Annotated in this window: 20 protein-coding genes and 1 pseudogene; 14 read left to right on the top strand and 7 right to left on the bottom strand. The window is 74.3% G+C overall.

The features are described from left to right. The first annotated feature begins 10 nt into the window (after positions 1-10). The gene (locus Dvina_RS15465; RefSeq protein WP_223103178.1) at positions 11-943 is read left to right on the top strand and encodes a quinone oxidoreductase family protein; all 933 of its coding nucleotides are present in this window, start codon (positions 11-13) and stop codon (positions 941-943) included. Here Dvina_RS15465 and Dvina_RS15460 read toward each other — a convergent pair. After that, positions 940-1356: a MarR family winged helix-turn-helix transcriptional regulator gene (locus Dvina_RS15460; RefSeq protein WP_246656232.1), complete on the bottom strand. Its 417-nt coding sequence runs from the start codon at positions 1354-1356 to the stop codon at positions 940-942. The two genes, Dvina_RS15465 and Dvina_RS15460, sit on opposite strands and share 4 nt — an antisense overlap. A gap of 13 nt (positions 1357-1369) precedes the next feature. Then, the gene (locus Dvina_RS15455; protein ID WP_223103176.1) at positions 1370-2125 is read right to left on the bottom strand and encodes a TetR/AcrR family transcriptional regulator C-terminal domain-containing protein; all 756 of its coding nucleotides are present in this window, start codon (positions 2123-2125) and stop codon (positions 1370-1372) included. A 45-nt stretch (positions 2126-2170) separates the two neighbouring features. On the opposite strand from Dvina_RS15455, the pseudogene Dvina_RS15450 reads away from it, so the two are divergent. Together Dvina_RS15450 and Dvina_RS15445 are read left to right on the top strand one after the other, a co-directional pair. Beyond that, positions 2171-2887: pseudogene (locus Dvina_RS15450) on the top strand (ATP-binding cassette domain-containing protein); the annotation flags it as partial. 53 nt (positions 2888-2940) lie between these two features. After that, entirely contained in the window at positions 2941-3708 is a 768-nt protein-coding gene (locus Dvina_RS15445) for an ABC transporter permease (protein WP_223103174.1), read from the top strand. 31 nt (positions 3709-3739) lie between these two features. On the opposite strand, the gene Dvina_RS15440 is transcribed toward Dvina_RS15445, so the two are convergent. Next, positions 3740-5941, bottom strand: coding sequence for a putative bifunctional diguanylate cyclase/phosphodiesterase (locus Dvina_RS15440; protein ID WP_246656231.1), 2202 nt, complete (start codon positions 5939-5941; stop codon positions 3740-3742). Positions 5942-5997: 56 nt separating this feature from the next. Here Dvina_RS15440 and Dvina_RS15435 point away from each other — a divergent pair, with 56 nt between their 5' ends. From Dvina_RS15435 to Dvina_RS15420, 4 genes are read left to right on the top strand one after another with little or no spacing between them, the layout of a single operon-like run. Next, complete coding sequence (locus tag Dvina_RS15435; protein WP_223103173.1) at positions 5998-6564, top strand: maltokinase N-terminal cap-like domain-containing protein; 567 nt, start codon at positions 5998-6000, stop codon at positions 6562-6564. A 57-nt stretch (positions 6565-6621) separates the two neighbouring features. Next, a complete protein-coding gene (locus Dvina_RS15430; RefSeq protein ID WP_223103172.1) occupies positions 6622-7767 on the top strand; it encodes a sensor histidine kinase in 1146 nt (381 codons plus the stop codon). Continuing rightward, a complete protein-coding gene (locus Dvina_RS15425; protein WP_223103171.1) occupies positions 7764-8387 on the top strand; it encodes a response regulator in 624 nt (207 codons plus the stop codon). The genes Dvina_RS15430 and Dvina_RS15425 overlap by 4 nt, the downstream gene beginning before the upstream one ends. Continuing rightward, complete coding sequence (locus Dvina_RS15420; protein WP_223103170.1) at positions 8384-9304, top strand: hypothetical protein; 921 nt, start codon at positions 8384-8386, stop codon at positions 9302-9304. Before Dvina_RS15425 ends, Dvina_RS15420 begins: the two co-directional genes overlap by 4 nt. A 34-nt stretch (positions 9305-9338) precedes the next feature. On the opposite strand, the gene Dvina_RS15415 is transcribed toward Dvina_RS15420, so the two are convergent. The 3 genes from Dvina_RS15415 to Dvina_RS15405 all read right to left on the bottom strand — a co-directional run bounded on the left by Dvina_RS15415 (position 9339) and on the right by Dvina_RS15405 (position 12699). Further along, positions 9339-10730, bottom strand: a complete 1392-nt coding sequence (locus Dvina_RS15415; protein WP_246656230.1) for a DUF1996 domain-containing protein — start codon at positions 10728-10730, stop codon at positions 9339-9341. Between the two features lie 101 nt (positions 10731-10831). Further along, the gene (locus tag Dvina_RS15410) at positions 10832-12292 is read right to left on the bottom strand and encodes a multicopper oxidase family protein (protein WP_223103169.1); all 1461 of its coding nucleotides are present in this window, start codon (positions 12290-12292) and stop codon (positions 10832-10834) included. Then, positions 12289-12699, bottom strand: coding sequence for a hypothetical protein (locus Dvina_RS15405; protein ID WP_223103168.1), 411 nt, complete (start codon positions 12697-12699; stop codon positions 12289-12291). Before Dvina_RS15405 ends, Dvina_RS15410 begins: the two co-directional genes overlap by 4 nt. Positions 12700-12832: 133 nt before the next feature. Between Dvina_RS15405 and Dvina_RS15400 the strand changes: the two genes are divergently transcribed. The 3 genes from Dvina_RS15400 to Dvina_RS15390 are packed head-to-tail and all read left to right on the top strand — an operon-like array spanning position 12833 to position 14801. Then, positions 12833-13993: a sensor histidine kinase gene (locus tag Dvina_RS15400; RefSeq protein ID WP_223103167.1), complete on the top strand. Its 1161-nt coding sequence runs from the start codon at positions 12833-12835 to the stop codon at positions 13991-13993. Next, a complete protein-coding gene (locus tag Dvina_RS15395; RefSeq protein ID WP_223103166.1) occupies positions 13990-14151 on the top strand; it encodes a hypothetical protein in 162 nt (53 codons plus the stop codon). The genes Dvina_RS15400 and Dvina_RS15395 overlap by 4 nt, the downstream gene beginning before the upstream one ends. Continuing rightward, positions 14148-14801 carry a response regulator gene (locus tag Dvina_RS15390; protein ID WP_223103165.1) on the top strand — a complete coding sequence of 218 codons (654 nt, stop codon included), beginning with the start codon at positions 14148-14150 and terminating at the stop codon, positions 14799-14801. The genes Dvina_RS15395 and Dvina_RS15390 overlap by 4 nt, the downstream gene beginning before the upstream one ends. Before the next feature lie 82 nt (positions 14802-14883). On the opposite strand, the gene Dvina_RS15385 is transcribed toward Dvina_RS15390, so the two are convergent. Then, entirely contained in the window at positions 14884-15345 is a 462-nt protein-coding gene (locus Dvina_RS15385) for a hypothetical protein (RefSeq protein ID WP_223103164.1), read from the bottom strand. 98 nt (positions 15346-15443) lie between these two features. Between Dvina_RS15385 and Dvina_RS15380 the strand changes: the two genes are divergently transcribed. Genes Dvina_RS15380 through Dvina_RS15365 form a run of 4 tightly spaced genes read left to right on the top strand, consistent with a single transcriptional unit; the run spans position 15444 to position 23515 of the window. Further along, positions 15444-18545, top strand: a complete 3102-nt coding sequence (locus Dvina_RS15380) for an AfsR/SARP family transcriptional regulator (protein WP_223103163.1) — start codon at positions 15444-15446, stop codon at positions 18543-18545. A gap of 41 nt (positions 18546-18586) precedes the next feature. Next, positions 18587-22009: an ABC transporter ATP-binding protein/permease gene (locus tag Dvina_RS15375; RefSeq protein ID WP_223103162.1), complete on the top strand. Its 3423-nt coding sequence runs from the start codon at positions 18587-18589 to the stop codon at positions 22007-22009. Then, on the top strand, positions 22006-22671 hold the full coding sequence (locus Dvina_RS15370; RefSeq protein ID WP_223103161.1) for a GNAT family N-acetyltransferase: 666 nt from the start codon (positions 22006-22008) through the stop codon (positions 22669-22671). Before Dvina_RS15375 ends, Dvina_RS15370 begins: the two co-directional genes overlap by 4 nt. A 37-nt stretch (positions 22672-22708) precedes the next feature. Next, on the top strand, positions 22709-23515 hold the full coding sequence (locus tag Dvina_RS15365; RefSeq protein ID WP_223103160.1) for an alpha/beta fold hydrolase: 807 nt from the start codon (positions 22709-22711) through the stop codon (positions 23513-23515). The last annotated feature ends 77 nt before the right edge of the window (positions 23516-23592 follow it).

The following is a 23592-nucleotide window of genomic DNA, read 5'->3' as shown; positions in this document are numbered from 1 at the left end:
GGGAACCGTCATGCACGCCGCTGTCGTCACCGCGTTCGGCAACCCGCCCCGATACCAGGAGCACCCCGAGCCAGTCGCGCGCGGGCGGGACGAGATGGTCGTCGACGTCCTCGCCGCCGCGCTGCACCCGCGGACCCGCTCCCAGTCCGACGGGTCGCACTACACGAGCACCGGGGAGCTGCCGCTGATCCCCGGGATCGATGCCGTCGTACGGGACCCCAAGGGCCGCATCCGCTACACCGTGCTCGACGACACCACGCTCGGGACCATGGCCGACCGGACCGTCATCGAGGCCGACCGCAGCGTCGTGCTGCCCGACGGGATCGACCCGGTCCTGGTCGCCGCGGCGATGAACCCCGTGATGTCGTCGTGGGTGGCACTGCGGCGGCGCATCGAGTTCCACCGGGGGCAGCAGGTGCTGATCCTCGGCGCAACCGGGAACGCCGGGCGGATGGCCGTCCAGGTCGCCAAGCAGTTCGGGGCCGGGCAGGTCATCGCGGCCGGGCGGGACATGGGCCGCCTCGAACCGCTGCGCGCGCTCGGGGCCGACGTCGTGTGCACGTTCGACGAGCTGGGGCGGGCGGGCGACGTCGACGTGGTCATCGACTACGTCTGGGGCGAGCCGACGGCGCGGGCCATGATGGACGTGCTCACCGCCCGGGCCGACCGGGCCGCGCAGCTGACCTGGGTCCAGATCGGCTCGGTGGCCGGGCCCGACTCGGCGATCCCCTCGGCGGCGCTGCGCTCGGCGCGGCTGCAGATCGTCGGCAGCGGCATCGGCTCCGTGCCGGGCCGGGACTTCCTGGAGGAGCTGCCCAAGATGGCCGAGGCCGTGGCCGCCGGCGGGTTCGACGTGCGCGCGCGGGCGGTGCCGCTCTCGCAGGTCGAGCGGCACTGGGCGGCCTCCGGCAGTACCGGCGACCGGCTGGTGTTCGTGCCTTAGCCCGCCTCGGGGCCCAGCATCGCGCGCAGGCTCTGCCCCAGCCGCCGGCGCTCGGCCGGCTCCAGGGCCGCGAGCAGCGGAGACAGCAGCTCGACGAGGTGATCGTAGGCGGGGCCGGCCAGCGCCTCCCCCGCGGGCGTGATGAACACGTCGACCGCGCGGCCGTCGGTCGCGCTCGGGGCCCGGGCCAGCAGGCCGCGCTTCTCGGCCCGGTCGACGAGCCCGGTGATCGTGGACTTCTCCAGGCCGAGGTACTCCGCGAGCTCGGAGATGCGCATCCGCCGGTCGCGCAGGATGCCCAGCACGCGCAGCTGGGTGAGCGACAGGTCATGCTCGGCACCGACCCGGTTCAGCGCCGCCATGACCGTGAAGGCGGTCTGGGCCAGGGCATCGATGAGGTCGTTGTCGTCCATGACCCCGATCCTCTCAGGTGCCACTGCGGCCGATGAGCGCTGCGGTGCCCTCGATAATGCGATCCAAGCCGAAGGTGTACTCGTAATCGACATCGTAGGCCGCCTGGTGCACCTGCCCGGCGGCACTACCCACCCGCGCGGCCACGGGGAAGCGCTCGGGGTCGAGGACGACGGCGAGGGCCGGCCCCGCCACCGCCCACCACTGGACGTCGGTGATGCCGCTGCGCCGCTCGGCCCGCTCGGCCTCGAGCTTGCGCCGGGCGACGCCCTCCACGTGGGTGTGCACGAGCGTGATGACGCCGTCCATCTCCACGTCGGTGAGCCCGATGCCGTCGACGACCCGCAGCTCCAGGTCGTACTTGGCGATCGTCCGCGGGCCCAGCGGAGGCCGGCCGGTGAAGACCTGCAGCATCCAGGGGTGGCTCAGGTAGGTCTGCCAGCCGACGGCGGCGACGTGGCGCAGGCCGGACCGCCAGTCGCCCGGGGTGGGCTGGCGCAGCCGCTCGACGGCCTCACCGTGCACCGTGTCCAGCATCGCCTCGACGAGCTCGGTGCGGGAGGCGACGTAGGTGTACAGCGACATCGTCCCGACGCCCAGGGAGTCGGCCACCCGGCGCATCGACAGCGCGTGCAGGTCCTGGTCGGCGTCGGCGAGCGCGATCGCCGCGGCCACCACCTGCTCGCTGGTCAGGGCGTGCCGCGGGCCGCGCCGGGGCCGCTGCCGGGTGCCCCACAGCAGCTCGATGGTCCGGGCCGGGTCGTCGTCCACGGCTCAAGCATAGCTTCGGCACTCCGTACGGTGTACGATCTCCGTATGGTGTACGAAGAAGGCGGGCTCTCGGCCCAGGGGCTGCACAAGCGCTACGGCGACAAGGTCGCACTCGAGGACTTCACCCTGCACGTGCCGCCGGGCACGGTGTGCGGGCTGCTCGGCCCCAACGGTGCGGGCAAGACGACAGCGGTCCGCATCCTGACCACCCTGCTGCGCCCGGACGGCGGCACCGCCACCGTGGCCGGCCGCGACGTCGTGCGCGACCCGCGCGGCGTCCGGCAGCGCATCGGACAGGTCGGGCAGCACGCGTCGGTCGACGAGATCCTCACCGGCCGGCAGAACCTGGAGCTCTTCGGCCGCCTCGGCCACCTGGGCGGGCGCACCGCGCGGGCCCGGGCCGCCGAGCTGCTGGAGCGCTTCGGACTGACCACGGCGGCCGACCGGCCCGTCGCCGGCTACTCCGGGGGCATGCGCCGCCGCCTGGACCTGGCCGCCGCGCTGCTGCTCACCCCGGCCGTGCTGTTCCTCGACGAGCCCACGACCGGCCTCGACCCGGCCGCCCGCAGCGAGGTGTGGGCGCACATCCGGGCGCTTGTCGGCACGGGGACCACGGTGCTGCTGACGACGCAGTACCTGGAGGAGGCCGACCAGTTGGCCGACCACATCGCCGTCATCGACGCCGGCCGCGTGGTGGCCGCGGGCACCCCCGACGAGCTCAAGGCGAAGGTCGGCCCGGACCGCGTCGAGACCGTCACCCGCAAACCGACGCTCGACGAGGTCTTCCTCCAGCTCACCGGAAAGGCGGCGGCGGCATGAGCGACGCGGCGGCACTCACCTATCGGATTCTGCTGCACTGGCGGCAGCGACCCGTCTCGATCGCACTGACACTGCTGTTCCCGGTCCTGATCACCCTCATGTTCGCGTACCTGTTCGGCGGGGCGATGGCGGTCCCCGACGGCACCTACATCGACTTCTTCATCCCCGGCATGCTCGCCATGACCGTCCTCTTCGGCCTGGAGTCGATGGCCGTCGCCGTCACCACCGACATGGCCAAGGGCGTCACCGACCGCATCCGCGCGATGCCCGTCACCGCCACCGCCGTCCTGGCCGGCCGCTCCGGCGCCGACCTCCTCAACGCCGTCGCCGGCCTGGCCGTCATGCTCGCGACCGGCTTCGCGCTCGGCTGGCGCCCCCACCACGGCCCCGCCGCGCTCCTGGCCGCGCTGGGCCTGCTGCTGTGGCTGCGCTTCGCGTTTACGTGGGTGGGCATCTACCTGGGCCTGCTGCTGCGGACTCCGGAGTCGGCGACGGCCGTCCAGATCCTCGTGTGGCCGATCGGCTTCCTCTCCAGCGCCTTCGTCTCCCCCGGCACGATGCCCGGCTGGCTGGGCGCGATCGCCACCTGGAACCCGCTCTCCGCCACCGCCACCGCTGCGCGCACCCTGTTCGCCGGCCCGGCCTGGACCGGCCCCACCTGGCCGGCGGAGCACGCGGTGCTCCTGGCCGTGCTGTGGCCGGCCGTGCTCACCGCGCTGTTCCTGCCGCTGGCGGCGCGGCAGTACCACCGCCTGGCCCGCTGACACCGGCGGACGCGAGCCGCGGCGAAGAGCGTCAGACCGTGGAGGCGACGGGCGTGCGGAAGGTCGGCGACTCCTCGGGCCGCCCGTACAGGTAGCCCTGCAGGTAGCGATAGCCCATCCGGTACAGCGCGTCCGCCTGCTCCTGGGTCTCCACGCCCTCGGCGATCGCCGTCAGGCCCAGGTGCGCCGAGACGTCCACGAGCGCGGTGGCGATGACCGAGTGGCCCGTGTCGGCCAGGTCGTCGACGAACGACTTGTCGACCTTCAGGACGTCGACCGGGGCGGTGCGCAGCAGGCCCAGCGAGGAGTGGCCGGTGCCGAAGTCGTCGAGGGCGATGCGCACGCCGAGGGCCTTGATGGCGCGCAGTGCCTCCATGGCCGTCGAGCTGTCGAAGACCGCGGTCTCGGTGACCTCGACGGTGAGGCTGGAGGCGGGCAGGGAGGTCTGGGCGAGTACCGACGCCAGGAACTCGGGGAAGTCCGGCTCGGACAGCTGCCGGGCCGAGACGTTCACCGACACGTAGCCGGGGGCGGCCGGGCCCAGTTCGCACTGCCACGCCTGCATCCGGGCGGCGGCGGTGCGCAGGATCCAGGCGCCGAGCTCGACGATGAGGCCGTTGTGCTCGGCGACCGGCACGAACTCGGCCGGGCTGACCAGGCCGCGCTGCGGGTGCCGCCAGCGGACCAGGGCCTCCACCGCGGCCGCGCGGCCTTCGGGGAGGGCGACGATCGGCTGGTACACCATGAAGAACTGACCCTCGTCCAGTGCCGTGCGCAGCTCCGCCCCCAACTGGGCGTGGCTGGTGGCCCGCTCGTCGAGGGCCGGGGAGAAGCGCAGCCGGCGACCGCCTGTCTCCTTCGCCGCGTACATCGCGACGTCGGCCCGGCGCAGCGGCTCGAACGGGTCGGTCGTGTCCGCATCGTCGGCGACGCCGATACTGGCCCGCATCAGCAGCCGGTGCGGGCCGGCGTCGAGCGGGCGGTCGAGCGACGCGACGATGCCGGCCACGATCCGGTCGGCGACGGCGGCCGAGGTGCGCGGGAGGTACAGGGCGAACTCGTCGCCGCCCAGCCGGGCGACGGTGTCGCCGGGGCGCACGAGGCCGGTGAGGCGCTCGGCCAGCGCGGTCAGCAGCCGGTCGCCGACGCCGTGGCCGAGGCGGTCGTTGATGCCCTTGAAGTCGTCGAGGTCGATGAGCGCGACGTGCGAGCGCGGACCGGGGCCGAGGCCGGCGCGGATCGCGATCTCGAGGGCCCGGCGGTTGGCGAGGCCGGTGAGCTCGTCACGCAGGGCCAGCGTGCGGACCTGGTGCACGAGGCCGGCCATGCGCAGTACCCCCAGCAGGAACAGCACCGCCGCGCAGAGCCCGACGGCGAGCCAGTCGATGTGCCGGGGGTCGCGGAAGCCCTGGACGACCAGGACGGCCGGGGCCAGCAGCGACGATCCGGCGAACACGGCCAGCCGCAGCCGGCCGGTGGGTATGACCTCGTCCCGCGCCGGGCCGGCCCGGCCGCGGACCGACGGGTGCAGCGCGGCGGCGGCCCAGAAGACGTAGGACAGCATCCAGCCGGCGTCGAAGGCCCCGCCCGCGTACGCGGTGTACGAGGTCACCACCGAATAGGCGATGTCGGCGATCAGCAGGAGCCCGAGGGCCACGACCAGGAGCCGGGTGCTCGGGTCGCGGGCCGAGCCGGAGCCGAGCAGCCGGGCCACGAGGGCCAGCAGGAGCACGTCCGCGGCCGGATACGACAGCGCGATGATCCGCGTGCCGACCGGCGTCGAGCTGTCCTGCGCGATCGGCTGCATGACGAACGTCCACAACACGAGCCCGGTGCCGGTGGCGAAGATGAGCGCGTCGACCACCACGGGCCAGCCGGGGCCGCGGGAGCGGCGGTGGCCGAGCAGGAACAGGCCGCCGAACAGGAGGGTGTACGCGCTGAGGTAGAACACGTCCGCCAGTGACGGGAACGGCTGGGTGTGGCGGATGTGCTCGAAGTAGCTGTAGATCCAGTCGCCGGCCGACCACAGCGCGGTGCCGGCCGCGCTCAGCCGCCACGCGATGCGGCGGGTCCGGTCGGTGCGGCGGGCGCCGGCGAGCATGACGAACGCGGCGACGGTACCGATGCCGTTGTAGACGCACGCCTGCGCCACCGATCCGGTGGGCATGGCGAAGTAGCCGCCGACCGCCGCCATCCCGGCGATCAGCCACCAGAGCCACCGTTTGTCCCGCACGGGGCTCTATCGGCAGCGCCACGGCCCGGCTGAGTGTGATCGGTACCATTCCCGGCATGGCCCTGCTGCACCGTGCGACGCTCGTCCCCGGCAAGCTCGATCTGCTCGCCGCCTGGCTACCCACCCAGCCGTGGTACACCGGCCCGGCCGAGCCCTCGCTGGAGCGGGTGGGCGCGTTCCGGTTCGACGACCCCGACGGCGCCGTGGGCCTGGAGACCCTCCTCGTCCGCGCGGTCGACGGCGGCCCCGTGTACGTCACGCCGCTCACCTACCGCGACGCCCCGCTCGACGGCGCCGCCCTGGTCGGGACCGCCGAGCACTCGGTGCTGGGCCCGCGCTGGGTGTACGACGCCGAGACCGACCCCGTCTACCGCACCGCCCTGCTCGCCGCGATCCTCACCGGCGGCACCGAGGCCCCCGAGGAGATCACCGACGAGCACGGCACACGCGTCCCGCGGACCCCGCTGCTGTCGGTGCGCGGGACCGGTGCGTTCGCTGCGGGTGTACTGCCGGTCGCCGACGCCGGCCTGGAGCTGGTCCGGGTGCTCGACGGGTCGGCGGCGGCCGCCGGGCCCGCGCTGGTCTCGGAGCTCGGCATCCTGGCCCGGGTGCACGGCGTCTGATCCAAGCTCTTTGATTCGGCTCATTTAAAAAGTCCCGAAACCCGGTACATTCCGTGCATGACCGTCGATCGGGCGGTGGCCCCGGCCGCGCTCGGCCGGGCCGTGCTGCTCGGCCGGGGCGCCGCCACGCTCACCGCGGCCGGCACCGCGCTGCGGCTCGCCCCCGACCCGCGCCCGCTCCTGCCGGCCGCGGCCGTCGCGCTCGCCGCGAGCGCCGCCGGGCTGGCGGTGCTGGCCCGCAACCCGTACGTCGTGCGCCACCCCGTGCCGGTCCTGCTCCTGGACGCCCTGCTCACGCTCGCGGTCCTGGCCCTCGGCCCGGGCATCGTGTTCTTCTGCGCGGCCGCCGGCGCCGCCGCCCTGGCCGGTGTCGTGGCCGGCCTGCGCGCCCTGCCGATCGCCGCCGCGTACGCCGCCCTCGGCTACGTGAGCGCCGCCCACGTCCTCGCCGCCGCCCCGGCCAACGCCGAGTTCGTCCTGACGTTCCCGATCGCCTGCATCCTGGCCGCCACCGCCGCCGCCGTGGCCACCGACGCCCTGCGCCGCCACGTCGAACTCTCCGTCAGCGTCGTCGCCTCGGCCCAGCGCGCCGCCGCCGCCGACGAGCGCGCCCGCCTGGCCCGCGAACTGCACGACTCGGTCGCCAAGACGCTGCGCGGCGTATCCTTCGCCGCCCTGGCCCTCCCGCAGAGCCTGCGCCGCCATCCCGGCCTGGCCGAGCGCCTGGCCGACACCGTCTCCACCGGCGCCGCCGCGGCCGCCCGCGAGGCCCGTGACCTGCTGGACGGCCTGCGCTGCGACGAGCCGACCCGCGCCTTCCCGGCCGTGCTCGCCGACATGTGCGGGTCATGGCAGCGGGCCACGGGCATCGCGGTGGCGCTGGACCTGGCATCCGCCGACCCACCGGTGCCGGTCCGCTACGAACTGTGCCGAATCCTGCAGGAAGCGCTGCGCAACACCGCCCGCCACGCCGCCGCGACGACGGTCACGGTCACCCTGTCCCACGCGGGCCCGCACCTCGTGTTGACGGTGACCGACGACGGCCGGGGCTTCCCGGTCCCACCGAGCCTCGTCGACCTGCGCACCGAGCACCGCTACGGCATCCTGGGCATGTCCGAACGCGCCCGCCTCTCCGGTGGCGCGCTGCGCGTCTCGTCCCGGCCGGGCGGCGGTACCTCGGTGGAAGCCGCCGTCCCCGCATGATCACGGTCCTGGTGGTCGACGACAACCCGATCGTCCGCACCGCCCTGCGCACGTATCTGGACGCAGCCGCCGGCGTCAGCGTGGTGGCCGAGGCCGCCGACGGCCTGGAGGCCCTGGCCGAGGCCCGCCGCACAGCCCCGGCCGTGACCCTGCTCGACCACCGCATGCCGCGAGCCGACGGCCTCACGGTCCTGCCCGAGCTGGCCCGCCTGACCGCCATCCTGGTCCTGACGAGCGACCCGGACCCGACCCTGATCACCCAGATGCTCCGCGGCGGCGCCCGCGGCTACCTGGTGCACGGCACCTTCACGCCGGACGACCTGCACCGGGCGGTCCAGGCGGTGGCCGCCGGGCAGGGCTGGCTCTCCCCGGCCGCCGCCGCCGTGGCCACCGCGACCATGCGTGCCCGCCCGTACCCGAGACCCCGCCCGAGGCACGGCCTGACCCGCCGCGAACAGGACGTCCTGGACCTGCTGGCCGAGGGCCTGACGAACGCCGCGATAGCCCACCGCCTGCTGCTGACCGAGAAGACCGTCAAGAACCACCTGCACCGCGCCTACGCCAAACTCCGGGTGACCAACCGCACCGAAGCCCTCCTGCGCTGGACCGGCCGCACATGACCGACGACGCCCCCATCCGGCCACCGCTGCCTCCGGCCACCTCCCCCATCCCCGAGCCCCAGACCAGCGAGCCGCAGACCGCCGAGGCGCAGACCGCCGAGGCGCAGAGCACCGAGGCGCAGATCGCCGATGGCGGCCGGCCGCACGCGGGCTTGTCGCCCGGTCTACGCCGCCGGCTGGGCTGGGCGTCGTTGGCGGTGGGCGTGGCGGCGATCGTCGCGTTCGTACCACCGCTCGTCCTGCCCGCACCCCCGCCCGCTCCCGATCCGCCGCTCGCCGCGCCCTCCACCGCCCCGCCGATGCCCTCCTCGCCGCGCATCCCCCCGGCGTCCGGCCCGGCGGGCTCCGGTCCTCCCCCGGCCGCGGGCGGTCCATCGGCGCCCGACCCCACCGCGCCCGACCCCACCGCGGCCGGCCAGAGCGCAGCCGGCCAGACCACCGGCGGCGGCACCCCTACCGGCCGCACCACTGCGGGACCGACGACCGCCGGGCCGCTGCCGGCCACCGCCGGGCCGGCTCCCACGACGGCCGGCCCGGGGTTCCGCCCCATGAGCCTGCACGCCGCGGACGCCGCCAACCTGCGCAACGGAGCCCGGGTCATCGAGTGCGCCACCTGCGACGGCGGGAGTCGCGTCGGGTACATCGGCGGGCCGAACACCCTGGCCATCCGCGTGCCCGAGGTGCCGGCCGCCGGCGAGCGGACCCTGGTCATCGTGTACGAGACGCAGGACCTCCGCACCCTCAAGGTGGCCGTGGCCGACGGACCCGTGCACACCCTGACGCTCGCCGGCGCCGGCGACTACCTCATCCCCGCCCGCACCTCCATCTCCGTGTACGTGCCCGCCGGCACGACCTGGATCCGCTTCTTCAACGACTCCGGCGATGCCCCCGACATCAACCGGATCGAACTGCGCTGACCGTCGACCCGGTTCATGATCGGCGCATCGGTCCCTAGAAGGTTCCGGCCGTGTTGCACTTGGCCTTCTGGACGATGCAGTTCTTCACCCGGTGACCCTGGGCCGCGTTGTCCCACGCCAGGAACGCGTCGCCGTGGAATGACGACGCCATGCCGGACGAGAGGGTGAAGCCGTCGGCCGTGCCGCTTGCCGGGTAGGCCAGGACGAACGAGATCGACGGGATCTTCACCGGGTAGGCGCCGCCGCACGTGCCGGTGTACGAGTACGCGACGTGCGACTTGTGGTCGGGGCTGTCCAGGTGGGCGCCGTCCCAGCAGTCCGGGAACACCAGCTGGAACAGCAGCGACGCGGTCGGTGCGCACAGCGGCCAGTTGCCGTCCGCACTGCGCCCGATCTCGCCGCCCGGGCCGGCGCAGTAGAACTGGTTGACCGAGCCGGCCGGCGTCGCCTGCTGCAGCTTCGCGTCACCGGCGATCATCCGGAAACCCTGCGGGAACGGGACCGTCCCGGCCGGGTCGGCCAGGCGCGAACCGTAGTACACGACGACGGCCTTGGGCTCGACCGCGACGCCGTGCTCGTAGAGGGTCGGCACCCAGTACGCCGACAGGTCCGGTGCCGGCGCGCACGACGTCCCCGCGTTGGCGAGCAGGGTGTCGCCTGTCGTGCCGGCGTTGGTGCTGTGGTTGCCCAGGAAGCTGTGCATGTGCGACGCGCCCGGCAGGCCCGGGAAGACGATGGGGTCGTCCTTGAGCGAGTGGCTGTAGGTGCACGACGCGTTGAACTCGGAGACCCGGACGGCGTTGGCGGGCGCCGGGTCCATGGGCATGGCGTTGAACTCGGCGAGCTGCGCATTCCACCGCGCCGGGTCCACGTTGACCCAGCCCGCGGCGCCGGTGCCGCCGGCCGTGGGCGTGGCGGTCGCCCCGTTCGTGAACGAGAACCAGTTGATGTTGACGAAGTCGCGGCCACCCGTGCTGTTGCGCAGCACCGCGAACACGGTCTGCGCGCCGGCCGGGTGGCTCGCGGCGGTGGCGGTGAGCGTCACCCAGGACTGCCAGCCGCCGGTGGGAGCGACGGTGATCTGGGCGAGCACCGGCCCGGTGAGCGAGCCCGTCCGCAGCTCGATGCTGCCCGTCCCACCGGTGCCGGCCGACGCGACCCGGGCCCCGATGCTCAAGGCACCGGCCGCCCCGAGATCGACGCCGTCGTAGCGCAGCCAGTCGCCGTCGGCGAGGAAGGCGACGTTCTGCCCGCCGCCGGCGTCGACGGTGTTCTCCACCTGCGCTCCGGACTGCGCATTGAACGCCTCCGCCTGCACGGTCACCGCCGTGGCGGCGTCGGCGGTCGTCACCATGGCGGCGGCGACGACCAGGAGGGCGGCCGCCGCGACCCCGGTGGCGGCGATGAGGCCCCTGACGTTTGGCACGAGGATCTCCCTACTACTTGCACGTGCGCGAACGATGGCGAGGGCCCGCCCACCGTACGGTCGGACCGCTGAGCCGAAAGTCCCAGGCACCAGGCCCAAATTCAGGGCTCCACGACGAAGTCCGCCATCATCGCCATGTCCTCGTGCTCCAGGTTGTGGCAGTGCAGCATGAACGTGCCCGTGTAGTCGGTGAAGCGGACCGCTATCTCGACCGCCTCGGAGGCGCGCAGGTCGACGGTGTCCTTCCAGCCTTTGTCGTACTCCCCGATCTCATTCGCATTGCGGGAGACCACTTGAAAGTGGTTGAGGTGCAGGTGGATGGGGTGGTGGAAGTCGGTCACGAAGCGCCAGTGCTCCACCTCGCCCAGACGCGGACGGGCCAGTGCGCGGCCCGGCTGGTATGTGAGGTCGTTGATGCGCCAGGTGCCGTCGCGCCCCTGGCCGAAGCGGAACGTGCGGCTGCGTTTCGGCGGTGGCAAGGGCTCGGCGGATGTGCTGAGCACCGGCGGTACACGCGAAGGGTCGTCGGTTTTCGGGCCTGTCACATCGAAGCGCATGACGTCGCCGCCGTCGCGGTCGATGAGGCGGACCTTGGTGCCGGGTTTCCAGCGGGCGAAGTCGACGACGACGTCGAAGCGCTCGGCCGGGGCCAGCTCCAGGGTGTCGTGGCCGATCGGCCGGGTGAGGAGGCCGCCGTCGCTGCCGATCTGGACGAAGGCGTCACCGCCGGGTGGCTGGGGGTCGAACTGCAGCCGATACCGGCGCGCGTTCGACGCGTTGAGCAGCCGTAACCGATAGCGGGCCGGGTCGACCTCGTGCACCGGCCACGGCCGGCCGTTGACGAGGATCACGTCGCCGAGCACGCCGTTCATGTAGTCGGCGTCGCCGAGCGGATAGCGGAACGAACCGTCCTCCTCGAAGGCGCGGTCGGTGATCATCAGCGGCAGCTCCCGCTCGCCCCGTGGGAGCGGCAGCGCATCCTCCTCGTCGTCGCGGACGAGGTGGAACCCGGCGAGGCCGCGGTAGACGGCGGGGCCGGTGAAGCCCATGCGATGGTCGTGGTACCAGAGGGTCGCGGCCCGCTGCTGCATCGGGTATCGGTAGGTGCGCGCGCCCACGGTCGTGTCGCCGGCCATCGTGGCCATGTAGTGGTGCGCCGCCGCGGGCGGCAACGGCATGATCTGGTCGATCGGGTAGCCGTCGCTGCCGGCCGGGGTGTGGCCGCCGTGCAGGTGCACGACGACCGGCTCGGGGAGCTGGTTGCGGTGCGTGACGGTGGCCGCCCGCCCGGATCGCGTGATGACCGTCGGGCCCGGAAAGCTGCCGTTGTACGTCCACGCGCGGGTCGTCAGCCCGGGCAGGATCGCCAGATCGGCCTCGCGCTGCACGATCTCCTCACCGGCGAGGACCGCGGGGATCGCGAGCCGCGCCTCGAACGGCCGCGGCAGGGGCGCCCGGCTGTGCAGCAGCTTGCCCGGGAGCTTCGGGGTGAGCAGCGACCAGCCGATCCCGGCGGCACCGAGCGCGGCGGCACCGGCACCGAGGACCGCCCGCCGCCTCACGCCGCCACCTCGACCTTCGCGGCGGCCGCCGGCTGCGCGCCGGGCAGCGGTGTCTTCCAGGCCCAGGTGGCAGCGTGGACGGTGCCGACGGCCATCAGGACGCCGATGGGCACGTGCAGCTCCAGGACGCGGAACACGCCGAGGATGCCCTGCGTCGCGAGCAGGACCGGTATGAGCAGGCCCATGCGGGGCAGCGACGGTTCGCGCTGCCGGCGGCCGGGCAGGAAGATGACGGCGCTCTGCACCAGCGCGACCACCACCATCGCGAAGCCGGTGATCATGTGCCAGCGCAGGACCGGGTAGTGCCCGCTGAGGAAACTCCCGGCCAGCAGCACCTGCACGGCGGCCAGCACGGCGAGCGCCGTCATGGTCCCTCGCAGCGCCAGGTGGACCGTTCGTGGGTTCATGGCGGCCATGGTGCCGCGCGGCGGAGATCAAGTCGTCAGACCACGGTATCGATCTTGTACCACGCTGGGATGAAGGATCGGATACCACGCTGGGCCGACGCGCGGATCGCCGCAAGCGCCTACCGTCGTGGGCATGCGACGGCTTTGGCAGGACCTCGGGCTGGCGGCAGGGGTCGCGGCAGTGGCGGTCGGCGGGGCGCTCACCGCCCCCGACGGGCGCACCGACCTCGACTCCCTGGGCATCGCGCTCCTGGCCGTGGCCGGGCTGGTGCTGGCCGCGCGGCGGCGGTTCCCGCGCCCGGTGCTCGCCGTGGCGGCCGGGAGCCTGCTGGTGTATCTCGTGCTCGGATATCCGGGCGTCGGGCCGGCACTGCCCGTCCTCATCGCGCTGTACACGACGGTCAGCCGGGGCCACGGGCGCACCGCCAAGGCCGCGGTCGCCGCGATCCTGGTGATCGGCATCGCCGGCGACGCGATCGGTTCGGGGGCGCGGCCGGCCGACGTGGTCCAGCGCTGGTTCCTCATCATCGGCTGGATGGTCGCGTCGAGCGTGATGGCCGAGGTGACCCGGCAGCACCGGGCGTATCTCGAGCAGGTGGAGCGCCGGGCCGAGGACGCCGAACGGACCCGGGAGGAGACGGCGCGGCGACGGGCGGCCGAGGAGCGCCTGCGCATCGCCCGGGAGCTGCACGACTCGCTGACGCACAGCATCTCCATCATCAAGATTCAGGCCGGGGTGGCGGTCCACCTGGCCCGGAAACGGGACGACCCGGTCCCCGACGCGCTGGTGGCGATCGAGCAGGCGAGCGCGGACGCGATGCGGGAACTGCGCAACACCCTCGAGGTCCTGCGCGACGACGATCCGCTGACCGGCGACGCCAACGGCCTGTGCCACCTCGACCGGCTGGCGGAGGGCGCGCGCCGGGCCGGGCTGCCGGTGACGGTGCAGACATCGGGCGCGCAGCGGGACCTGCCGGCCGAGGTGGACGGCACGGCATACCGGATCGTGCAGGAGGCCCTGACGAACGCGGCCCGCCACGCCGGCCCGGCGGCGGCGACGGTCTGCATCGACTACGGGGCGGACTGGCTCACCGTGCGGGTCGAGGACAACGGGAAGGGCCTGCCCGGCAACGGGTCGAGCACCGCCGAGCCGGTGCCAGGCGTGGGGCTGACCGGCATGCGGGAGCGGGTCACGGCGCTGGGCGGGACACTGCGGGCCGGGCCGCGCGGCGGTGGCGGGTTCAGCGTGGAGGCCCGGCTGCCCCTCGCGGGCGCCGCGGTGGTGGCAGCGTGAACCGGATGCGGTTCGCCGGCGGCCGGGCGGCGAAGGCGCCGACGCTGGCGCTGGACACGGGGTCGGGTGCCGGCGAGTGGGTGGCGGAGGTGGCGTCGCTGGACACGGGGTCGGGTGCCGGCGAGCGGGTGGCGAAGGTGGCGGGGGTGGCGGTGTGATTCGGGTGCTGCTGGTCGACGACCAGGCGCTGATTCGGGCCGGGTTCCGGGCGCTGCTGGCGGCGGAGGACGACATCGTCGTGGTGGCCGAGGGGGCCGACGGGGAGCAGGCGGTGGCGCTCGCGCGGGAGCACCTGCCGGACGTGATGCTCGTCGACATTCAGATGCCCGGGGTCGACGGGATCGAGGCCACGCGGCGCATTGCGGGGGACCCGGCGCTCGACGGGGTGCACGTGGTGATGCTGACGAACTACGGGCTCGACGAATACGTGTACTCGGCGCTGCGGGCCGGGGCGGCCGGGTTCATGGTGAAGGACACGGAGCCGGCGGACCTGCTGTACGGGGTGCGGGTGGCGGCGCGGGGGGACGCGCTGCTGTCACCGGCGATCACGCGGCGGCTGATCGGCGAATACGTGGCCCGGCCGCCGCGGGGACCGCTGCACGGCGCCGTGAACAGTTTGACGAACCGCGAACGGGAGGTGGTCGCCCTGGCTGCTCGAGGGCTGTCCAACGACGAGATCGCCGAGCGGATGGTGATCAGCCTGGCCACCGCCAAGACCCACATCAGCCGGGCGATGACGAAGCTGCGGGCCCGGGACCGCGCGCAGCTTGTCGTGTTCGCATACGAGTCGGGGCTGGTCACGGTGTGACTCCTGCCCGCCGGCCGGCGCTTCGAGTTGGCGCACGAGCCGGCCCCGGCCGCGGTGCGGGTCGTCCTCGGCGGCGGGTGGGTCATCGACTCCCGGGTGACCAGCCCTGTGCGGCCAGGCGGTGGCTGACGTCGGCGGCGATGGCCCGTGACCGGGCTGCCGTCTCGGTGTCGGCGAGCCGCTCGTCGACGTCCGCCCAGTGGTGCAGGGCGTGAACGATCAGGCTCCACTGCGCGCCGGCCAGGGTCACGGGTGCAGTCTGGCCGGGAGCGGGCCATGTCGTGAAGCCCTCGGCATCGTGTGGCCAGCCCGGGATCTGCGCCCAGCCTGCGCGGCGGACGCTGAAGCCCAGCCGGGCCACCTTCGGCAGCGCGGCCAGGTCCGGGTCCGTGGCGGCCGACATGTCCAGCCGGTCCTCCAGTTCGCTGGGGACGGTGCCGTCGACCGACGAGCGGATGTGGTGCTCCATCGTCGCGTCGATGAACAGCCAGTCGCTGATCGGCAGCTGCAACGGGTAGCGCACAGGCGTGGCCGGGGCCGTCATGCACCGATGATGCCGCACGGCCGCGCGGTAGGCTGCCGACCGGGTGCTTCCGCGGCACAGGCGGGGACACGGCAGGGACGGAGAGCACAATCGGTTCCGTGTGGATCGGGCTGCTGGGGCCGCTGGACGTGCGCGCCGGGGACGGGTCGGCGGTCGAGGTCGGCGGATCGCGCCTGCGGGTGCTCGTCACGCTGCTCGCCCTGGAGCCCGGACGGGTGGTGAGCGCGGCCCGGCTGGTCGACGGGGTGTGGGGCGACAATCCGCCCGGCGGGGCCGGGAACGCGCTGCAGTCGCTGGTCTCGCGGCTGCGGCGGCTGCTGCCCGACGGGGTGGTGCAGGCCCGGCCCGGTGGATACCTGCTCGACGTCGGCGGCGGTGCGGTCGATCACCTGCAATTCGAGGACCTGGTGGCGCGGGCACGGGCGGCCGGCGAGCCCGGTGCGGCGGCCGCGTTGCTGCGGCAGGCGGAGGCGCTGTGGCGGGGGCCGGCGCTTGCCGATGCCGGGGACGCCGAGTTCGCCCGGCCCTGGCGGGCCCGGCTGGACGAGCTGCGGCTGGCCGCGACCGAGGACCGGCTCGAGGCCGAGCTGCGCATCGGCGAGCGGGTCGTCGCCGAGCTCGAGGCACTCGTCGCCGCGCATCCGCTGCGGGAGCGGCTCGTCGGGCTACTGATGCGGGCCCTCGCCGACGCCGGGCGCGGGGCCGACGCCCTCGCCGCGTTCGAGCGCTGCCGCGGGCGGCTGGCCGACGAGCTCGGCGCCGACCCCTCGGCCGCGCTGCTCGAGGTACACGTGCAGGTCCTCCGGGGTGAGGCCGAGCACGAGCGGCGCGAGCCGGCGGCGGGGAATCTGCGGGCCGCGCTGACCAGCTTCGTCGGGCGGGACACCGACGTCGGGGCGGTGCGCGCGCTCGTCGCGGCCAACCGGCTCGTCACGCTCGTCGGGCCCGGCGGCGCGGGCAAGACCCGGCTGGCGGTCGAGACCGGGCGGACCCTCGGCGAAGGGCCCGGTGTCGCGGACGAGGTCTGGCTGGTCGAGCTGGCGCCGGTCACCGATCCGGCCGACGTGATCCAGGCCGTCTGGGGTGCCCTCGGGCTGCGGGACCCGGCTGGCAAGCCCGGGCCGGGGCGGCGCTTCGAGCCGGAGGACTCGCCGAAGCGGCTGGCGGCGGCGCTCGCGCACCGGCGGCTGCTGCTCGTGCTCGACAACTGCGAGCACGTCGTCGCGGCGGCGGCGCAGATGGCCGAGCGGCTGCTGGGCGAGGCGCCGCACCTGCGGATGCTCGCGACAAGCCGGGAGCCGCTGGGGATCACCGGGGAGGCGCTGTACTCCGTCGGGCCGCTCGGTGCAGGGGCGGCGGGGCAGCTGTTCCGGGACCGGGCCGCGGCGGTGCGGCCGGGAGCGGCGGCGGACGAGGACGCGGTCGGGCGGATCTGCCGGGCCCTCGACGGGCTGCCGCTGGCGATCGAGCTCGCCGCGGCCCGGTGCCGGTCGCTGACGCCCGCGCACATCGCGGACCGGCTCGACGACCGGTTCCGGCTGCTGACCCGCGGGAGCCGCACGGCGCTGCCGCGGCACCAGACGCTGCGGCAGGTCGTCGACTGGAGCTGGGACCTGCTGAGCGCACCGGAGCGGGCGATGCTGCGGCGGCTGGCGATCTTCCCGGGCGGGGCGACGGCCGCGGCGGCCGCGGCCGTGTGCGACCCGGACGGGCGGCTCGGCGAGACCGACGAGCTGCTCACCAACCTGGCCGAGAAGTCGCTGCTGGTGGCCGGGGACGACCTGCGGTACCGGATGCTGGAGACGATCCGGGCCTACGGGCTGGAGCGGCTCGACGAGCACGGCGAGACCGACGAGCTGCGCCGGCGCCACGGCGCGTGGTTCCTGGCCCTGGCCCAGCGGCGCGAACCCGACCTGCGCGGGCACGACCAGCTCGCGGCCCTGGCCGAGCTGGGGGCCGAGCACGACAACCTGCACGGGGCGCTGCGGCGGGCGATCGCGGCCGGGGACAGTGACCTCGCGGTGCGGCTGGTGGCGGTCGTCGGCTGGTACTGGTGGCTCGGCGGGCACCGCGTCGAGGGGGCCGCCCTGGCCTCGGCCGCGCTGACCATGCCGGGGCCGGCCGACCCGGACGCCCGCGCGCTCGCCTGCGGCGTGGCGGCCGTCAACGGCTTCGACGGGCTGACCGACACCGAGATGCTCGACGACTGGTTCGCCGAGGCGATCGGATACCAGGGCAGCCATCCGCTCTTCCGGCTGTTCCAGGCCGTCGCCGGGCTCTATCGCGAGGGCCCGGTCGATGCGGTCCTGGAGCGGATCACGGCGCTGTCCGAGGACCCGGACCCGTGGATCGCCGGGCTGGGCCGGCTGCTCGTCGGGCACACGCTGCTCAACACCGGTGCCCGCACCGCCGAGTCACGGGCCGCGTTCGAGGCGTCGCTGGAGGCGTTCCAGGGCATCGGCGAGCGCTGGGGCATGGCGTTCGCGCTTGCCGCACTGGCCGAGACGAAGGCGCAGGAGGGGCGGCACCGGGAGGCGATCACGCACTTCGAGGAGGCGCTCACCTACCTGCGCCAGCTCGGGGCGACCGAGGACCGGCCGGTGACCGAGGTGCGGCTGGCCCAGCAGTACGACATCGTCGGCGACCGGGAGCGGGCCGACGTGTGCTACGCCGAGGCCCGCCGCACCGCGCGGCGCTCGGGGGTGCCGGACAGCATCGCGTTCGTCGAATACGCCTACGCGTACCGGGCGCTGCGCTGCGACGCCCTGGACGAGGCCCGCGCCCGGTTCGCCCGCACGCTGGAGATCATCGGCACGCACCGGGTCTCGCCGCAGATGCTGGGCCTGGTCCACGGCGGCCGAGCCGTGGTGTTCGCGCTCGACGGCGACCACGCGGCGGCCCGGGAGTCGACCCGGCGCGCGGTGACGCTGGGGCGCAGCGCGTTCGACGCGCCGATGATCGCGACGGTGGTCGCCGACGGGGCCGAGGCGGCGCTGCTCGCCGGCGATCCCCGGCGGGCGGCGGTGCTGCTGGCGGCGGCCGAGGCGATGCGCGGCGGGGCCGGTGAGGCGTGGCCGTGGACCACGAACGTGTACGAGTCCACGCGGGCCGCGCTGACGCCGCCGGAGCTCGCGGCCGCCGCCGAACAGGGCGGACGGGCGACGCTCGAGAACATTCTGGAGTACTTCCCCGAGTCCTAAATGCGTTGAGTGCCCCCGCGGTCCGAGGCACGCTTGGAGCCATGCGCCTGCTCCGCGACCTCTGGGCCACGTCACCGCGCCGCACCGCGCTCGTGGGCCTGCTCGTCGTGCTCGGCGCGGCCGGCCAGGCCCTCGCGTCGGCGGTCGGCGGCACGGTCCTGATCCATCGGTCGTGGACGATGTTCACGGTCCTCGTGGCCGCCCTCCTCGCGTCGGTGCTGACCGACCTCGGCGTCTCGCTGCTCATGGCCCGGGTCACCGCCGACTGGTGCGCCGACGTCCGCCGCCGCCTGTGCCGGGTCGCGCTCGGCCAGGACCTGCCGACGCTCGAGACCACGCCGGTCGGGGAGCTGCTCGACCGGATCGACTCGGACGTGCTGCAGGTCTCCTCGGAGCTGCGCAACGCCGGCGTCCGCCTGCTCCAGTCGGCCTGCTACACCGTGCTGTCGGTGGCGACCACCCTGTTCGTCTGGTGGCCGGCCGGCGTCGCGATGATCGTCATCGCCGTCGCGCTGACCCTCGGCCTGCGTAAGCCGACCGCGACGATCGCCGCCCGCCGGATGGCCGAGGAGGAGGCGTGGAGCGACGTCGCCGCGGTCATGGAGGAGAGCATCCACGGCCAGGACGACGTGCGCACCACCCTCGCCCGCCCGTACGTCCTGCGCCTCTACGCCCGCCGCGCCGCCGCCGTCCTCGAGCGCGGCCGCCGGGTCTGGCACCGCTCCGCCGCCGTCACCTCGATCGCGTCGGGGTTCGTCCGGCTGACCATCGCCGTGATCGTCCTCGGCGGCGTCTGGGCGCTGGCCACCGACCGCATCGACGTCGCCCGGCTCAGCGCGGTCTGGCTCCTCGCGCTCGGCTTCGGCGCGACTGTCGAGCACACCAGCCGGATGGTTCCCAACCTGCAGTACGCGCTGGGCGCCTGGGCCCGCATCCAGCAGCTGCGAGACTCCAGACAGGAGCCGCACGGCGGACGAACGCCCACCCCCGGAGACCTCGAGGTCAGCCATCTGACCTTCCGGTACTCCGACCAGACCCGAAAACCGGCCCTGCGCGACGTGAGCCTCACGTTCGCCCGGGGCCGCTCCTATGCGCTCATCGGCCGGACCGGCTCCGGCAAGTCCACCCTGGCGAAGGTCCTCACCCGGGCGGTCGACATCCCGCGCGGCACCGTGTTCCTCGGCGGCACCGACCTGCTCGACCTCGACCTGGAGGAGCTGCGCCGCTGGATCGCGGTCGTGCCGCAGCGCACCGAGATCCTGGCCGGCACCCTCGCCGAGAACATCGCGCTGTTCGACCCGTCACTGCTGCACCGGGCGGCCGAGGCCGTCGCCGAGCTCGGCCTGACCGCGTGGGTGGCCGAGCTGCCCGGCGGGCTCGCGACCCGCCTCGGCGACGGCGGCCACGTGCTGTCGGCCGGGCAGGAGCAGCTCGTCGCGTTCAGCCGGATCATGGTCCGCGACCCGCAGGTCGTCATCCTCGACGAGGCCACCGCCCGGCTCGACCCGGTGACCGAGGCACGCGTCCAGCAGGCCACCGATCGGCTGCTCGCCGGCCGGATCGGCATCATCGTGGCCCACCGCCTGTCGTCGGTCCAGCAGTGCGACGAGGTCGTCGTCCTGGCCGACGGCGCGGTCGTGGAGGCCGGCCCGCTCGCGTCGTCGGAGCGGTTCGCCACGCTGCTGGCCGCGTCGTCGTTCGAGCGTCAGGTCTCGGCCGCGCCGACGGCCCGGCCGGTCGTCACCAGCGCCGGGCTGAAGGCCGAGCCGCCGCCGCTGCCGAGCGTCCCGAAGGCCCGCACCCTGTGGAACATCTTCAAGCTCGCCACCAACGACGTGCGCTTCGGCCTCGTCTCGGTCGCCATGTTCGCGGTGATGACGCTGCTCGGCCTGGACGGCTCGGTCCTGGCCTGGCTGTGGGCCGACGTCGTCGACGGCGCCGGCGCCGCGGTGTGGCCGGCCGCCGGGATCGCGGCCGCGCTGCTGCTGCCGGCGGCGCTGCCGTACTTCAGCAACCGCTGGTATCCGGAGTGGTGGGTACGTCAGCTCCTGCGGATCAGCCTGCGCCTGGTGCACGGCCAGACCGGCGCCCGGCGGGTCAGCAAGCACACCCCGGCCGAGGTCGTGGCCCACGGCGGCGACACCGAACGGGTCGTCGTGCTGGCCGACAACCTGATCGACCAGTGGGTCTCCCTGTGGGTCATGGTGTCGATGACCGTCGTGTCCGGCTCGTTCGTGCCCGCGGCGTTCATGGCCGCCACGATCGTGCTGTCCGGGCTGGCCGCCACGCTGTTCGGCCCGGTCCTCAAGCGCTCGGCGCAGGCCACGGTCGCGGCCCGGGCCGCGTTCGCGACGGCCCTCGTGTCGTCACTGTCCGCCGCCCGCACCGTGAAGCTCTCCGGCGCCACCGAGCCGGTGCTGGCGCACCTGGCCGCGCTGGACCGGACCCGCAGCGACAGCGTCCGGCGGGAGATCGCGGTGCAGGTCTGGGCCCGCTGCACCCCGGCGGTCGCGAGCGGCCTGCTGCCGATCGGGGCGTGGGCGCTGCTGCTGACCGGCGAGCTCTCCCCCGGCGCGACGCTCGTCGCCGTGGCGACGCTCAACTCGGCCTGGTGGTTCGCCTCGACGACCGCATCGCTGATCTCGCAGCTGCCCTCGGCCCGCGTCTGGACCCGGCGGGCGGTCGAGATGGCCGGCAGCGCCGAATACGCCGCGGCCGTGCCCGGGGTCGACCTCTCCGCCGGCACCGCCCCGGCCCCGGCCACCGCGCCCCGGCACCCGCTGCGGCGGCTGGAGCTCGACGGGTTCGCGGCGGTGCACGAGGACGGCACCGTCGCGGTGCACGACCTCGACCTGTCGGTCGAGCGCGGGCAGCTGGTGCTCGTCGTGGGCCCGGTCGGCTCCGGCAAGTCGTCGCTGCTGCGGGCCCTGGCCGGGATCGTGCACCACACCGGCCGGCTGCGCTGGAACGGCGAGCCGGTCACCGAGCCCGAGATGTTCCTGCGCCCGAACCAGATCGGCTACGTGGCCCAGCTGCCGCGGGTCCTGTCGGGCACCGTCGCGGACAACATCGCCCTGGGCCACGAGGTCGACGCCGACACCGCCGTCACCACCGCCCAGCTCCAGCCCGACCTGACCGCCGCGGGCGCGGGCCTGGGCCTGCTCATCGGCCACAAGGGCACCCGGCTCTCCGGCGGCCAGCTGCAGCGGCTCGCCCTGGCCCGGGCCCTCGCCCCGCGCACGGAGCTGCTCATCGCCGACGACGTCTCCTCGGCCCTGGACGTCACGACGGAGCTGGCCCTGTGGCGGGCACTGCGCGACCACGGCGTGACGGTCATCGGCTCGACCTCGAAGCGGGCCGCCCTGACCCAGGCCGACCGCGTGGTCGTGCTCCAGGGCGGCACCGCGGCCGCGCAGGGCACCTGGCGCGAGCTCGAACCCGAATGGGGGCACCTGGCCGGATGACCGGCGACGAGCGGCTGGAGCGGCCGGCCCGGCCCGACGGCCGGAGCGCGCGGCGCGGCGGCGTTCGCGGCCCGGCCGGCGGCCCGGAGGCGGCGCTGACGGGCGGGTGGTCTAGGGTGCCGAGCGTGCAGCCCATTCGCACCGACCGCCTCGTGCTCCGCGAGCCCCGGGTCGACGACGCCGGCGCCGTGTTCGTCTTCCGGGGCGATCCGCAGGTGCAGCGGTACAACGACGAGCCGTTGCGGACGCTGCAGGAGACCGAGGCGTTCATCGAATACCTGCTCGCCGAGGCGGCGGCCGGTCTGCGGCGGCACTTCGCACTCGAGGTCGGCGGCACCGTCGTCGGGCTGATGGGGCTGCACAGCTGGCAGCCCCGGCACCGGCGGGCCGAGCTCGGCTACGACATCGCCAAGGAGCACTGGGGTCGCGGGTACGGCACCGAGGCCGGTCGGGCCGTGCTGGCGTTCGGGTTCACGGCCATGCGGCTGCACCGGATCCATGCGCGGACGATCGCCGACAACGACCGTTCGGTACACCTGCTGCAGTCCCTGGGCTTCACCCGCGAAGGAACGCTGCGCGAATCCTCGCTCGAGGACGACGGCCGGTTCCACGACAGCGCACTCTTCGGGCTGCTGCGCTCGGAGTGGGCGACAGCGGGCTGACAGGGCTTTGACAGCGCCGGGGGCGAGACTGCGACACATGGATGTGACCCGCTCCGCCGACGGTACCGCGATCAGCTACAGCAGCAACGGCGAAGGCCCCGGCCTCGTGGTGGTGCCCGGCAACAACCGCCGCGCGCACCACTACGACGCATTCGTGCGAGCGCTGCCGGGGTACCGCACCCACGTCCTCGACCGCCGCGGCCGCGGAGCCAGCGGCCCGCAGGGCGCGGCGTACTCGATCGACCGCGAGGCCGACGACATCCTGGCCGTGGCCGCCGCAACCGGGTCGGCGCTCGTGTTCGGGCACAGCTACGGCGGGCTGGGCGCCCTGCACGCGGCCCTGCGCCGGCGGTTCGACGGCCTGGTCGTCTACGAGCCGGGGGTGAGCCTCGACGGCTCGTTCGACGTGAGCTGGCTGCCCGAGTTCAACCGGCGCATCGCGGCCGGGCGGCGCCGCGCGGCGATGGCGCTGTTCCTCAAGCGCAGCCGGCTGGCGCCGGTCCCCGACACGGTGCCGATGGTGGTCCACCACGGCCTCGCGTACCTGCTCCTGCGCGGCCCGGACGGCGCCGAGACGGCCGCGATGATGCCGACGAGCCCGGGTGAGCTCGGCGAGATCGCCCGGCTCGACTCCGACGGCTCCCGGTATGCGGCCATCGACTCGCCGACGCTCGTCATGGGCGGCGCGAAGACCCCGCAGTACATCCTCGACACGGTCCCCCGGCTGGCCGCCATCATCCCGGGCGCCGGCCACGAGATCCTGCCCGGCACCGACCACAACGCGCCCGACCTGAACAGTCCCGCGCTCGTGGCCGCGCGGGTCGACGCCTTCTTCACCCGGTGACCGCGGGGAGGGCCTGACGTGACCGCACAGCGCAAGGGTAACGGCACGGGCTCCGGACATTGACTATCGTCACTGCC

Source organism: Dactylosporangium vinaceum, assembly GCF_019904175.1.
GTDB lineage: Bacteria > Actinomycetota > Actinomycetes > Mycobacteriales > Micromonosporaceae > Dactylosporangium > Dactylosporangium vinaceum.
Note: the sequence above shows the minus strand (reverse complement) of the source record. Positions and strands in the feature narration are given on the sequence as shown.

Bases quoted from the DNA above. Each gene is read 5' to 3' on its own strand.
- Dvina_RS15465 (WP_223103178.1), top strand. From the start codon at position 11: ATGCACGCCGCTGTCGTCACCGCGTTCGGCAACCCGCCCCGATACCAG.
- Dvina_RS15460 (WP_246656232.1), bottom strand. From the start codon at position 1,356: ATGGACGACAACGACCTCATCGATGCCCTGGCCCAGACCGCCTTCACG.
- Dvina_RS15445 (WP_223103174.1), top strand. From the start codon at position 2,941: ATGAGCGACGCGGCGGCACTCACCTATCGGATTCTGCTGCACTGGCGG.
- Dvina_RS15435 (WP_223103173.1), top strand. From the start codon at position 5,998: ATGGCCCTGCTGCACCGTGCGACGCTCGTCCCCGGCAAGCTCGATCTG.
- Dvina_RS15430 (WP_223103172.1), top strand. From the start codon at position 6,622: ATGACCGTCGATCGGGCGGTGGCCCCGGCCGCGCTCGGCCGGGCCGTG.
- Dvina_RS15425 (WP_223103171.1), top strand. From the start codon at position 7,764: ATGATCACGGTCCTGGTGGTCGACGACAACCCGATCGTCCGCACCGCC.
- Dvina_RS15420 (WP_223103170.1), top strand. From the start codon at position 8,384: ATGACCGACGACGCCCCCATCCGGCCACCGCTGCCTCCGGCCACCTCC.
- Dvina_RS15405 (WP_223103168.1), bottom strand. From the start codon at position 12,699: ATGAACCCACGAACGGTCCACCTGGCGCTGCGAGGGACCATGACGGCG.
- Dvina_RS15400 (WP_223103167.1), top strand. From the start codon at position 12,833: ATGCGACGGCTTTGGCAGGACCTCGGGCTGGCGGCAGGGGTCGCGGCA.
- Dvina_RS15385 (WP_223103164.1), bottom strand. From the start codon at position 15,345: ATGACGGCCCCGGCCACGCCTGTGCGCTACCCGTTGCAGCTGCCGATC.
- Dvina_RS15375 (WP_223103162.1), top strand. From the start codon at position 18,587: ATGCGCCTGCTCCGCGACCTCTGGGCCACGTCACCGCGCCGCACCGCG.
- Dvina_RS15370 (WP_223103161.1), top strand. From the start codon at position 22,006: ATGACCGGCGACGAGCGGCTGGAGCGGCCGGCCCGGCCCGACGGCCGG.
- Dvina_RS15365 (WP_223103160.1), top strand. From the start codon at position 22,709: ATGGATGTGACCCGCTCCGCCGACGGTACCGCGATCAGCTACAGCAGC.